This window comes from Paenibacillus sp. FSL R5-0378 (genome assembly GCF_038009285.1).
Lineage (GTDB): Bacteria > Bacillota > Bacilli > Paenibacillales > Paenibacillaceae > Paenibacillus_AQ > Paenibacillus_AQ favisporus.
This window is the reverse complement of record NZ_JBBPAY010000001.1, coordinates 3,718,800-3,731,761: the sequence shown is the minus strand read 5'-3', so window position 1 is coordinate 3,731,761 and position 12,962 is coordinate 3,718,800. Positions and strand designations below refer to the sequence as shown.

The following is a 12,962-nucleotide window of genomic DNA, read 5'->3' as shown; positions in this document are numbered from 1 at the left end:
AATTCTCTGCCGATGGAGCCTTTTCCAGGGCAGCGCCCTGGGGCGTATTCGCCCCCTCGCTTTCCAAACACCGCTCCTCCTGCAATGGAGCCCATGCAGGATCTTCGAACAGCAAAACCCAGCCCGGATTCGGCGGTACCCTATGACATTATCCGGTTTCCCGTTATCGACTGGGACTTCCGCTGGCAGCGTCCGCAGCAGTTGTCCCGGCAGTTCGCCGCACGAGGTCACCGCGTTTTTTATATAACGACGGACGTCGTCTGCATCTCAAAGGAGCATGCCGCCAGGGATGAAATCTGTCGGTATGTCAAATTTAAAAAGGTAGACCGGAACGTATGGCTGGTGACCCTCTGTGCCCATAGACGTCTAAACTTGTATCAGGACCAAATGGACGATCTGGATATCCTCTACTTGAAATGGTCACTGGAGCATGTCCTTGCCAAATTTGCGGTCACCTCGTATGTATCCATCGTCGACCTTCCGTTTTGGACTCCGCTTGTCACGGCGATGAACCGGCACAACATCATGTATGACTGCATGGACGATCATGCCGGGTTTTCGACCAATCATGCCGATGTTATTCATCAGGAAGACCTGCTGATCCAAAAAGCAAATGTGGTAATCACTTCCTCACAAGTGCTTCATCAGCGCGTCCGCGAGCTGAATCCCTCATCGATTCTGGTGCGCAACGCTGCCGATGTCAGCCATTTCGCCGGCTGGGCGGGCAGCGCTCCCGCAGAACTCAGCAGCATTACCGGCCCGGTGATCGGTTATTACGGCGCGATCTCGGATTGGTTTGATATCGGTTTGATTGAAACGATGGCCCGGAGCAGGCCGGAATGGACCTTTGCCTTAATCGGCCATACGTTCGGCTGCAACACCTCCGGGGTGGAACAGCTGCCGAACGTCCTGCTGCTCGGGGAGAAGCCCTATGAGGAGCTTCCCGGCTATCTTCACCGTTTTGACTGCGCGATCATTCCGTTCGTCCAGAACAACTTGACCCAGGCGACAAACCCCGTCAAGCTCTATGAATATTTGGCGGCGGGCAAGCCGGTCGTTTCCACCCCTTTGCCCGAGCTGACCGAAATCGCCGCGGACATGGTGGAGATCGCGGATTCCCCTGCGGCGTTCGAGGCGGCGGTGGAGCGGGCGCTCAGCATCGAGGCTGCTCAGCCGGAAGCCGCGAGAATCCGGCGTAAATTTGCCATGTGCAATACGTGGGGGCATCGATACGAAACGCTGCATCGGGCCATTGTGCAGCATATTTTTCCGAAGGTCAGCATCGTCATCGTGACCCATAACAACTGGTCGTTCACCCGGCAGTGTCTGAACAGCCTGCTTCGGAAAGACGCCTATCCGAACATGGAGATCATTGTAGTCGATAACGGCTCCACCGATCAGACCCGTGTTCAGCTTGCGGCGTTGGCGCAGAAACCGGTGCAGACGGTCTTTTCACCCATCAATCTGGGGTTTGCCGAGGGGAACTCATTGGGAGCAAGCTGTGCCACCGGCGAATATCTGATTCTCCTTAATAACGATACGATCTTCCCCGACTCGACCTGGGTTCCCAAGCTGATCCGGCCGATGCAGGAACACAGCGATATCGCCATGACCGGACCGATGTCCAACCACGTAGGGAATGATCAGGCGCTTGACTTTTTTATCGGTGACCCCGTACAGGGAGCGGATCCCGGCTGGCTGCGGGAGTTTTATGAAAATTACCGCGGACACACCCGCGAAACCGGACTGCTCGGATTTTTCTGTGTGGCCATCCGGCGCAGCGCATTTGAAGAGATCGGGCCGCTGGACCGTCATTACGGCATCGGTATGTTTGAAGACGACGATTACTGTGAACGGGTCAAGCAAGCGGGTTACCGGATGGTGATCGTTGAAGACGCCTTTGTGTACCATCACGGCAGCGCAACGATCAAGAAGCTGAAAAGCCAGGAATATCAATCGCTGTGGGAACGAAACAAGCATTATTATGAAGCAAAGTGGACCAAGTCGTGGCAGCTGCCCAAAGGTCCGTTGAACCCTTTTAACTTGTCCGCAACCCCGGAAGAAGTCCGGGAACAGGCCGATGCTCTCCATCCTGGAGAAAAGCGGGTGCTGCTGCTTGGTGAATTGTCCTGGAGTGACGAACCTGCAAGATGGCAGCAGCTGGTAAAGGAGTTCGCCCAAAGGGACGACTGCACCGTGATTGTCTACACGCTGACATATCTTCAGCATCCTGTCGTCGGTATCCGCAAGGCCGGCCCCCGGTTGTACTTGACCAACCGGATCGATTTGTTCAGCCAGGTCAGCTTCGATTTAGCCGTTTATTGCGGGTCGCAGCAGGTGTTCGAAGAGATTCATGCCGATCGTTATGCGGTGGACAGAAAATGCTACCAGGCTAGTCAATTCGAGCCGCTGGCCGCCAAATTACCGGAAGTTCAGCTGTACGATGAGCCTGAAGCGTCCCGGATCGTTCAGCAGTCACTTGTATGATAGGCCTTTACGTCGATGGCTGAATCATTCGTTTTGAGGCAAAGAGATGTCACGATAAAGCCCTCACCCGAATCCCGGATTATTCCCGGTTCGGCAGTGAGGGCTTCAGTTCTTTTCATGCTTCAAAGGTTTGGAGTGCTCTTACCATTGCCATTCAGCTGCTCCAAATAGCGCCGAATGACGGCCGGATGCTCTCCTTGAAATGGGGCCGTGGCAATTTGGTACTCATTATGGCTGTAATTCCAATCCGGTTCCCCTACATTGTTCAGCAGATTGACATCTCCTCTGCGGTTGTCGTTATATTTGATCCGCTTGCCAATCGCATAGTGGTAATGGTATACGTTAACGTCGGCCCGTACGCGCGGAAGGCTCCAAATGCTGGCTCCGCCGGCCGCTTCCAAAGTGCAGTGATGCTTCTCGTCCCGGTAACGGATGCCTTTGCCGGCCCGCCACATCCGGGTGATGTCATTGGACCAGCGCTCATCCCCTGGACTGTTGACCCGAATCGTGTTCGGATCCCTCCAAAAGTTCACAAACGGAAATTGATAGACATCAACGGCGGTGTTTGCCATCAGCTCAGGCAGCAAATCCCGGAACCTGTCGTCCATCATTTCATCGATATCGAGGTTCATAATCCAGTCTCCGGTAGCCTGACCGATCAAAAAGTTCCGTACTTCCGATTCGTTCCAGTCCTCGGTATAGGGAAGACCTGTCTGCGGCATCGTAAACAGCTTGATCGGATACTTTGTCTCCAGCCGGGCAATATGCTCCAGGCTTCCGTCCGTGCTTCCCCCATCCACGATAATGATTTCATCGGCAAAGGCTGCCACGCTCTCCAGATACAAAGGAACAAAGGTCTCTTCGTTCAGGATCGGGACAATGACCGATAATGTCATAGATTCTGCTCCTTCCTTTCCTGTTCATCCCATGCTGCCCTTGTTACGAGGGAACGCCTCACAGTCAGGGCTTACCCGCCTGCTTTTTCCCGAATCAGCTCGTTCATCGACTCCCTGTCTCCGCGAGCAGCTCTGTATCGTTGAAAAAGCCTGTAATTATGCTCATAATTGGGGTTGCCCTGCGGGCCAACGAAAGGATGCCAGAAATGGTACATCAGTCCGTCAAGACGGATATGCTCGCCCACCAGTGTATCCATCGTATAAGCAAAAGCCTCGTCCTCCCCGCCCCAGCCGATGAAACGCTCATCGTAACCGCCAATCCGCTCAAATGCGCCCCGGCCGACAATATTTAAGCCCCCGACGAAAAAGGCGGCATGTTCCTCCCTGGTATCCGGTTCGGTTTCCAGGGGCCAGATAGCTTCTCCCTCTATGACCAACCTGGAGATGCGCTGCGTCAGCCGGTTGATCCGGCTGAACGGAATGACCCACCGCCCCTGCTCGATCCAGCGGACCGAATCAGCCACCAGCTGTGGGTCGTAAACGATATCGCCGTCGGCAATGATGAAGATGCTGCCGCTTGCCCGGGACGCCGCCCGGTTAATCGCCCTGGATCTGCTGAAAGGTTCATCCGCGCCGATCTCCCCGATGCAAATGTCCGCCTTGGGCAAAATGTGCTTGTAAAACCGAAGGACAAAGGACAGCGCCTCATCCCTCGGCCCGCCGTCGGGCTGGTATGGAATCAAAACGGACAAATCGTCATGCATCCACATTTCACCTCCGCCTCTGATAGATTAACTGGCTGCCGGTCTATGCTTTTCGAAAAACACCGAGCTCCCGGTATTTCCCCGTGCCGAACGTATCCGCCAGCTTTTCATAATGCTTAAAACCGGTATTCTCCATCAGCATCTTCTTCTCCGTTTCCATGGCATCTCCGGATTCCCAGAAGAGCAAACTGCAGACGCTCCGGTCCAGCTGGGCAAGAAACCGCCTGCAGGCTTCCGGATCTTTCATGATGTGATAAAAAACGGTCAGCAATAGTCCGATATCGTATTGCTGCACGGCATCAGATTCTTCAAATCGCTCCGTGATGACGGAAAATGCCGTCCGCTCCATCGCGTTCAGCTTGTGAAGGAGGGAATGGTGGTCCGGATCCGGTTCCACCCCGGTGACGTCCGCCCCTTCCCTGACAAAATGCCTGGAATAGTATCCAATGTTGCAGCCGATGTCCAGGACGCTCCGCCCTATCAGCTTCCCTGGCCCCAAAAACCGGGCAATGTAATCCAGCCTCGTTGGATACGTCTCGTCCCGCTCACTGTGCATACCATAAAACTGTGGATGCAGGATCGGCGTGTAAATCAGCCTTCGCTGCTGGTCCTTCATCGTTTGCTCGACGTCAGCCACTGCCGCGGAGTGAAGCCAGACCGTATAATCCTGCAGCGGGATTCGGACCGGAATCCTCCGAAAGCCAAGGCAGTACAAAAAACAAGCCCTGTGATGTCCGTCCAATACGTTGAAATATCCGGCCGGATTCCATTTCGCTTTGACCGGATGATCGAAAAAAAAGCCCGATCCGCTGCTGAGCTCAGACTGCATATTTTCGTATTCCATCCGTCTTTGAATCAACAGCCCTTTGCGGGACATTGGAGGGGTTATTCCCCGAGTTGCATGAATCTGCTCATACCAATCCAGGTAAGCATCCGGCGCAGCCCCCGGCTCCCCGGCAAAGTAACGGTACAATTCCCGGTGCGGAACGAGCCGCATGATGGAGATGTCGGCATACTGAAGATGGTGTTCGTACCAACGGTCAGTAAACGATTTAATCAGATGGTCGGTACGGGCCGATCGAACATCCAATTCGGTGAACAGCAGCTCAACAGGGATTTCAGTAACTACGTAATCTCTGCCGGCACCATGCCCTGTCATATGGCGCTTCCCCCATTCGGTGTTGATTTTGACCAAAGCCTCTGACCCTTAACCGTGCGGCTGTGCGCCCTGGAACAAATAAGTGGCAAAGTCACGCTGAATATAATCCTTGAACATGCGCTTGGAAGCGGTCGGATACCGGTCCAGCTCCTCCTCCGTCCAAACGCTGCGATGGGTTTCGTATTCGTTGCCGTATTCGGCGCCCTGCGGCCAATCAGGCCCAATCGGAACGTTCAAGAGCAGGCTGCGGCATTGCTTCAGACAGGCTTCAAGCAGCCAGATCCCGCGCTCCTTCTCAAAATGCTCAAGGACATCGCCCAGAATGATCAGATCATAGGCTCCAAGCTGCCGTTACATCATCAGTTCATAGGCATCCCCAATATATATATGGTTGTAAAAGTATGGATGATAGTCGTCCACATTTTTCGGAAAAACTTCGACCCCCTCAATCCTCGTCTGCCATTGCTCACGAAAGACGCGCCCCTGCCAGACATCGAGAAATTCCCTGCAGAGCATGCCCCACCGGCCGAACCCGATCCCGATGTCAAGAACGCTGGACGGGGCCGCCTGCCGGATGACTTCCACGCAATAACACAGGTTCTGCCAGTTGGATGTGCCCATGTGAGTCGTCACCTCCTAAATTCCGAACAAGACGTCAAGCCAGCGTTTCACGCCCGCTTCGATGGTCCAGTGCGCTTCGATTTCCGCTCTGCACAGACGCCCGATTGCCCTTAAACGCGATTTTTCCTGCAGGCAGCCGTCAATGGCCTGGATAAATGCCCCGGGATCGTCACGGTCCAAAATTAAATGATGCCCGCTGGGATGGGCCGCTTCCTTTACGTATCCGACGTTGGTGGACAGCACCGGTTTGCCGCTGGCAAAAGCCTCAAGCGCCGTCGCTCCGCCCCCTTCATTCGCCGACGTGATCAGAAGCAGGTCAATATCCCGATAGAAGCGCGGCATCTCTTCGTGCGCATATGCTCCTGCCGTTTCAACGAAGCGCACTTCCGGCCGGCCGGCAAAATGACTTTTGATCGGCTCGTACAGAGCCGCATAACGTTTGGATGCCTTTCCCGGATCTCCCGCCCACCCGATGACGAGCGGCCGGCCTTCCTGCTCCAAGGGCTCCCCGTCCGCAGGATCGGGATGGAACAGTGTATGGTCGACAAAGTGTCCGATATGGCGGACGGAAGCAGCCGGTGCCATCGCTGCGAGGCACTCGGTCAGCTTCAGATTCATCGCCCCGATCGAGCCGATGCGGGGAATCACCAGGCGTAAAAAATCGGGATCGGGTTCCGGCTTGTCAGCCCATTCACGGAACGTGTCGTAATTTTTGCTGAAATAATAATAGGAGACCGCAGCGGATGAATCGATCCGGATATGCTTAAAGATAGCAAATGCCGCCAGGCCCAGGCACATGGCGGAGATGCCGGAATATTCCCGGTTCAGCGCCTCGCTGCCCCTGCTCCCGATGCTCTCCTCCAGTTGTTTGGCGGACATGATATCCAGGCAGGGATGATGCTGTTGAATGATCTTGGCCGTCTTGCCCAGGATCCACCAGTCGACATCGTAAATAAGCAGATGCTTTTCGACCGTCCTCGCCTCCTGTCAGGCTTCTGGCCGGAATACAGCCCGCCAGCCGCCGCAACTGAATTACGTCCTATACGATCATATTCCAGCGCAGAGCCGCGAGTTACGGGAGGGGGCAAAATATGGGACCGACTCCGCAAAAAAAGGCAGAAACCGCATGGGTTTCTGCCTTTTGCTCATTATTGAAGCAGCTGTTTCATTCTCTGTATGGTCTCGTCATTGTAGGGCAGGTTCACCGTGGCACGAAGATCATAAGAATCCTCCACCTGGAACGTAATATGGCTGAATTCAAGCAGCCCCACGCGCGGATGGTAGATTTTTTTCCGGCCTTCCTTGACGTTCAGCACATCATGCTGGGGCCACCATGCCCTGAATTCCTCGCTTTCCTTGTTCAAATCTTCAATCATCCCGCTCCACCATGGATCCTCAACATTGAGTCCGTATCCCGCACGAAACTGGGCGAGCCGAAGCCGGGCGTTTTTCTCCCAGCCCTCGCCCAGAAGCTCCTTCGTATAGGGAGAAACGAACATTCTCCAAACCGAGTTCCGCTCCCTCACCGTCATCTGCTCATAATCGCCGAACACGAGCCGTGCCGCCCTGTTCCAGCCGACGATATCCCAGCGGGAATTGGCCACAAACGCCGGGTGTTCCCCCTGTTCGTCCAGGAACGTCTGCAGGAGCGGACTGATCGCCATTTCCGGCTGCTGATAGTGAAACGGCAGAAGTCTTGAAGCCAGCAGAAACAGATGCTTCGTTTCATTCTCATCCAGCTGCAGCGCCCTGGCGATGCTCTCGAGCACCTGAGTGGACACAGAGATGTCCCTTCCCTGTTCAAGCCACGTGTACCAATCGACACTCACGCCAGCAAGCAGCGCCACTTCCGCCCGCCGAAGGCCGGGCGTTCTTCGTCTCCCTCCGCCGGGGAGACCTGCCTGTTCCGGAGTCAGACGGGCCCGCCGGGTCTGCAAAAATTCGGCAAGCTGGCTCGTACGCTGATGCGTTGTCTCCATGTAAAGACCCTCCATTTCTATCCGAAGTGGGCAAGATGACCGATACCTAGGAGCACCACTCCTAGGATAAACCGCTCTCTTCATCCCCGTTTCTTCTGAATATACACTATACAACACATCGATGGGTTTGAAAAAGATCATTGGAGGGGTTTATGGAATGAATGGAACATCCATCACGGCCGGGACCAAGCCGGCCAACCAAAAAAACCGGTCTTCCTGGCTGCTTGCTGGGCTGTCCCTCGGCTACTTCATCGTGCTGCTGGACACGACGGTCGTCACGGTCGCACTTCCTGCCATCCGGGATACGCTGGGCGGCGGACTCAGCGGAATGAGCTGGGTGACGGGCGCGTATACGATGGTATTTGCCAGCATGCTGCTGGGCATGGGTTCGCTAGCCGATCGATTGGGGGCAGCCCGTGTTTTCTTGGGCGGGATTGTCTTGTTTATGCTGGCTTCGGTCCTTTGCGCCGTTTCGCCTGCCATCGGCTGGCTGATCGGCTTCCGGGCGCTGCTCGGCGTCGGCGGAGCGGCACTGCTGCCGTCTTCCCTGACGATCATTGCGGAGACCTTTACGGACGCCGCCAGCCGGACCAAGGCGCTCGGCATCTGGGCGGCGGTGTCGGGCTTGGCGCTTGCCGCCGGTCCGATCATCGGCGGCATTCTGGTCGACACCCTGGGGTGGCAGAGCATTTTTCTCCTGAATATCCCCGTAGGCATCCTCAGCTGGCTGTGGACGCGGGCGAACGCGGACTTTTCGGCCCGGAAACCCGCGTCGTCCGGCATGGATCCGGCCGGTCAGCTGGCCGGCCTGCTGGGTGTGGCGGCACTGACGAGTGCTTTTATGGAAAGCGAAGACCTCGGGTGGGGATCACCCGTCATTCTTGTTCTGTTTGCCGCCGCCGCTCTGCTGATCGGCCTATTCGTCTGGATCGAAAAACGAAGCCATTCGCCGATGCTGCCCCTGTCCTTGTTCAAAAGCCGTGTGCTCGTAACCGGATTAACGGCCGGATTGCTTATTAATTTCGGCCTTTCCGGCGTACTGTTTGTCATGACGCTGTATTTCCAGCAGCTTCATCGTTATTCAGCTATGGGGACGGGCCTTGCATTTCTTGCGCTGACGCTCCCCATGGCGGTGAATCCCATGCTGATGAGCAGGCTGATCAGCCGGTATGGAGCTGCACGCACCATTGGTACAGGATTTCTCCTGGCATGCACCGGAATGCTGATCCAGGCTCTCCTTCCTGCAGATCCAGGGTATATTCCCACCGGAATTTCGCTGCTGCTGATCGGCTGCGGCATCTCATTCATCCTGCCGCCGCTCGTCTCCGTCGTGATGAGTGCAGCGCCGCAGGGCAAGACGGGAACGGCTTCCGGCGCGCTGAATGCCTTCCGTCAGCTCGGCGCTACGCTGGGAGTGGCGCTGCCCGGCGTCCTCATGGCCGCAGCCCCCGATTTGTCCCATGGCGTCATGAGTTCCTTGCTGCTAACAGGCATTTTGTGCCTGGCTGGAAGCGTGCTCGTTTTCCGCTATATCGGGGGCACATCAACCAGTTCGTCTCGAAACCGCTAATCGTCAAAAAGCGTGCCAGGAATTTTATTCCGTTGGCACGTTTTTTTGCTTGCGGGCCGACGCGGATTGACTTCCTCCATTTCGATATTACAAGCTTGATGAGGAGGAGGAAGATCCTCTGCTGCAGACATTGGGGACTATCCTGCGTGAGGATCCTGGAGCAGGGCGTTTTCGGGGACTTTCACCTTTCCGTCATGTCCAACATGATTCAAGGCGCGATCGGGGAATATATGCTGAACCCGGCGGTCATCGGTAGGGTCGACCTGGAGACCTGCAGCAGCGAACTTGTCCGTATCATTCATCGGGCCGTCCGGGCGTAAGCAGGCAGGCTCTTATTCCTCCCATACGTCTTCCAGGGGAAGCCCTTTCTCCTCTCTGGCCGCATCGACGACCGATTGAATAAATGCCGTTTTGGCCCGCGTGTAAGCATTCATCGATTCAGCGCTTCGGGCCGCCTGCATTTTAATGGCTCCGTACTCCTCTACGAGTTCCGGATGGCGGCGCAAATAATCGCGGAGCAGAATTTCATTGCGGGTATGGAATTGTTCATCATAAGGCATCAGATGAACATTGTGCGTCCAGATTCCCTCTGTCGATTTGGCAAATAAATGCCTTCCGCGCATTCCGGTCTCAACATAAGAATAGCTGGCCGGATCCAGCAGGTCTATGTAATAAGCAGCCGGACGAAACGGATTCACGCCGACGAACATATCGACTACTGGCTTGGCCTGCTGGCCGGGAATGGCCGTGCTGCCGACATGCTCGAACACGACCGCATCCAAGCCCGCTAATCCGGACAGCCGTTCTTTCTCCAGGGCAAACACGTCCGCCCATTCCGGCATATAATCCACGATTTCGATTACGCTATCCATCACACACACCTCTTTCGAATGTTTTGCCCCAACGGCCGGACCTACGCCGCGGCCGCTTCCGTGCTTTATTATCATACACACCCTAACCGGCAGTTCCAACCCTGTTTTTCCCAGGCAATATAGAATGAACTAAAGAAATGAATGATACTGCCCCCAATTGGCCGTTACATTAGGAAGTTCAATACAAAACTTTAGTTCAATCTACATAACTGCACAAAAAAAAAGCCGCGCATGCGCGCGGCTCGGGCTTATTTGCCCGTTGTTAGGTTCACCGTATTGGAGGCTCCGTCCCACACGACCGAGTAACCGGATATTTCCGACATGTTGCGAAGCGGAAGCATCAGCGAATTCCCCTGGAGTCGGGAGGCGGTGATGTTTACCGTTTTGCCGTTCACGACAGCCTTGCCGGAGAGCGCCTTATGGGTAATCTTGCGATTTCCCGTGTAGACCGTCACCGTTTGAGTACTGGCGTTCCATTCAACCGTCCCGCCCAGCAGTTCGAAGCAGGCGCGAAGCGGAATGTAGATGCGGGAATCGACCATCATCAAATCCTGCTTCAGCTGAGCTTCCCTTCCATTCACTACCAGCTTACCGTCAAACGACTGCACGCCCACTGCATAGCCGTGATTTTGGGCGATCGTTTCAAAACTTTGGCTGGAGGTTGTTATTATAGCCATCGTATGCAGGGGCACCTGCTCGAACAGCCAGTGGATCTCGTCATTGTACATGCGGATGCATCCCGCGCTGACGTACTTTCCGATCGAGTTTTTGTTGCTGTTGCCGTGGATGGCGTACGTCGTCCCCATCGTCCCATTGACATTGAGGCCGATCCAACGGTCACCGAGCGGATTGCGGGGATCGCCTCCCGGGATCTTTTCCTTGTAATAGGGACGGTTTTTAATCTTGTTGACGATTTCAAACGTTCCTTCCGGCGTCAGCTCTGGCGACTTGCCCGTCGCCACCCTGAACTCCTTAACCAACTTTCCGCTGCTAAAATATGCCAGTTTATTCGTCTTTTTATTGACGATAATGAGGTCTTGCGAGGCAATTTTTGCCTCGGCCCCGGCCGGAAACATCCAGCAAAAGGATAGAACTAGAACGAGTGCTGCCGCGGCATAACGGCGATAAAGACTGCGGACTGACAGTGGCGAACTCCCTCCCTTCAGATGATAAACCCATATTCAATATATGGCGCGGGGGCGATGTCCTACGACCGTCTTATTTCAAGCAAGCGGTTCCAAAATGTTTTGTAAGCGTTTATAATGTTCGTAGAACGGACACATTTTAGGGATTTAAAGGAGTGATGATGCTGCTGCAGTACCATATAGCCGCGATGGGAGGCCGAAAACGATGGCAAAATACCGAATCTTATTAACGTGTTTATTGCTTGTTGCTTTCATGGTTAGCGGATGTTCTAGCGGGTCTTCATCTAATAGCAAAGTGAAAACGCTTACTCTTTGGTACTGGAACCGGAGTCTGGACGATAATTTGATCAACGCGGTCCAGAAGCAGTTTCCGGGAATTCGCATCAACGCCCAAAAAATCGGGGGCGACTTCAAATCCAAGCTGAAAACGACGCTCGCTGCTGGCAGCGGCGGTCCGGATATCGTGGCCTTTAACGACTGGGTCACCGAGCTGTTCCCAAGCGCCGACCGCTTCTACAACCTGTATGATCTCGGAGCGAAGGACATCGAAGGGGACTACCTGGACTGGAAATGGCAGCTCGGGGTTACACCGAAGGGTGAAATGATCGCCATGCCGATCGACACGGGCCCGACCGCATTATTTTACCGTGCGGACCTGTTCGAGCAAGCGGGTCTCCCGACCGACCCGGAAGAGGTTCATCAGATGATGGGCACCTGGGAGGACTATTTCGCCGCAGGCGAGAAGCTGCAGAAGGCGCTCGGCGGCAAGGTGAAGCTGCTCGACAACATCGGCCAAGTCTACAGCCAGGTCAACGCGCAGTCGGATAAAATTTATTTTGATAAAAATGAAAATTTCATCGGTGAGGATCCTTCCTCCTCCATGAAGAAGGCATGGGACCTGGCGGTCAAAGCCTCTCAAATGGGGCTGCTCGCCAATGCCAGCACGTTCTCCTCCGAGTGGAACGCCGCGATGAACAACGGCAAGATCGCTTCCTTCGTGAGCGCGGTATGGGCGAAGCAAATCCTGATGGACGCGGCCCCGGATACGAAGGGCAAGTGGCGCGTCGCAAGAGCTCCGGGCGGAGACGGCAACAATGGCGGCTCCTTCCTCGCCATTATGAAAACGAGCAAATACCCGAAAGAATCCTTCGAGGTGATGAGCTGGCTCCTGAATCCCGAAAACCAGGTAACCAGCTTCAAGGAACTCAACCTGTTCCCTTCCGCCACCAAGGCGCTCGATTCGGACGTCATGAAGCAGAAAGAGGACTTTTTCGGCGGCCAGGCTACCGGTGAAATTTTTACGGAGTCTGCGCGCAACGTGAAGCCCGCCTATTTCGGCACGAAATACGCCAACCTGAACGGCATCGTGAGCCGCGAGCTGTCATCGGTCGCCCTTCAAGGCAAAAACCCGGATAAAGCATGGGAAGATGCACTATCCAGAGTGAAAAAGGAGCTGCTGCGTTAAACGG

General features: G+C 55.0%; 13 protein-coding genes. 4 read left to right on the top strand and 9 right to left on the bottom strand.

Annotated elements, in window-relative coordinates:
• Positions 1 to 93: 93 nt before the first annotated feature.
• Entirely contained in the window at positions 94 to 2,487 is a 2,394-nt protein-coding gene (locus MKY74_RS17465) for a glycosyltransferase (RefSeq protein ID WP_244169179.1), read from the top strand.
• 122 nt (positions 2,488 to 2,609) lie between these two features.
• Here the strand turns inward: MKY74_RS17465 and MKY74_RS17460 are convergent, their stop codons facing one another.
• The 7 genes from MKY74_RS17460 to MKY74_RS17430 all read right to left on the bottom strand — a co-directional run bounded on the left by MKY74_RS17460 (position 2,610) and on the right by MKY74_RS17430 (position 7,906).
• Positions 2,610 to 3,383 carry a glycosyltransferase gene (locus MKY74_RS17460; RefSeq protein ID WP_076167282.1) on the bottom strand — a complete coding sequence of 258 codons (774 nt, stop codon included), beginning with the start codon at positions 3,381 to 3,383 and terminating at the stop codon, positions 2,610 to 2,612.
• A gap of 71 nt (positions 3,384 to 3,454) precedes the next feature.
• Positions 3,455 to 4,153, bottom strand: a complete 699-nt coding sequence (locus tag MKY74_RS17455; protein WP_244169180.1) for a galactosyltransferase-related protein — start codon at positions 4,151 to 4,153, stop codon at positions 3,455 to 3,457.
• Between the two features lie 37 nt (positions 4,154 to 4,190).
• Positions 4,191 to 5,306 (bottom strand): class I SAM-dependent methyltransferase, encoded by a 1,116-nt coding sequence (locus MKY74_RS17450; RefSeq protein ID WP_076167284.1) that lies wholly within the window; start codon positions 5,304 to 5,306, stop codon positions 4,191 to 4,193.
• Positions 5,307 to 5,354: 48 nt separating this feature from the next.
• Complete coding sequence (locus MKY74_RS17445; protein WP_244169181.1) at positions 5,355 to 5,543, bottom strand: hypothetical protein; 189 nt, start codon at positions 5,541 to 5,543, stop codon at positions 5,355 to 5,357.
• 114 nt (positions 5,544 to 5,657) lie between these two features.
• The gene (locus MKY74_RS17440; protein WP_244169182.1) at positions 5,658 to 5,927 is read right to left on the bottom strand and encodes a hypothetical protein; all 270 of its coding nucleotides are present in this window, start codon (positions 5,925 to 5,927) and stop codon (positions 5,658 to 5,660) included.
• A 15-nt stretch (positions 5,928 to 5,942) separates the two neighbouring features.
• A complete protein-coding gene (locus MKY74_RS17435; protein ID WP_244169183.1) occupies positions 5,943 to 6,806 on the bottom strand; it encodes a glycosyltransferase family 4 protein in 864 nt (287 codons plus the stop codon).
• Positions 6,807 to 7,075: 269 nt separating this feature from the next.
• Positions 7,076 to 7,906, bottom strand: coding sequence for a helix-turn-helix transcriptional regulator (locus MKY74_RS17430; RefSeq protein WP_076167287.1), 831 nt, complete (start codon positions 7,904 to 7,906; stop codon positions 7,076 to 7,078).
• Between the two features lie 157 nt (positions 7,907 to 8,063).
• Between MKY74_RS17430 and MKY74_RS17425 the strand changes: the two genes are divergently transcribed.
• A complete protein-coding gene (locus tag MKY74_RS17425; protein WP_076167290.1) occupies positions 8,064 to 9,476 on the top strand; it encodes an MFS transporter in 1,413 nt (470 codons plus the stop codon).
• A 146-nt stretch (positions 9,477 to 9,622) separates the two neighbouring features.
• On the top strand, positions 9,623 to 9,796 hold the full coding sequence (locus tag MKY74_RS17420) for a hypothetical protein (RefSeq protein ID WP_167372836.1): 174 nt from the start codon (positions 9,623 to 9,625) through the stop codon (positions 9,794 to 9,796).
• Between the two features lie 12 nt (positions 9,797 to 9,808).
• Here MKY74_RS17420 and MKY74_RS17415 read toward each other — a convergent pair whose 3' ends face one another.
• Together MKY74_RS17415 and MKY74_RS17410 are read right to left on the bottom strand one after the other, a co-directional pair.
• Positions 9,809 to 10,348 carry a GrpB family protein gene (locus tag MKY74_RS17415; protein ID WP_076167298.1) on the bottom strand — a complete coding sequence of 180 codons (540 nt, stop codon included), beginning with the start codon at positions 10,346 to 10,348 and terminating at the stop codon, positions 9,809 to 9,811.
• A gap of 248 nt (positions 10,349 to 10,596) precedes the next feature.
• Entirely contained in the window at positions 10,597 to 11,493 is an 897-nt protein-coding gene (locus MKY74_RS17410; RefSeq protein WP_076167300.1) for a L,D-transpeptidase family protein, read from the bottom strand.
• Positions 11,494 to 11,836: 343 nt separating this feature from the next.
• Between MKY74_RS17410 and MKY74_RS17405 the strand changes: the two genes are divergently transcribed.
• Positions 11,837 to 12,958, top strand: coding sequence for an ABC transporter substrate-binding protein (locus MKY74_RS17405; protein ID WP_244169184.1), 1,122 nt, complete (start codon positions 11,837 to 11,839; stop codon positions 12,956 to 12,958).
• The last annotated feature ends 4 nt before the right edge of the window (positions 12,959 to 12,962 follow it).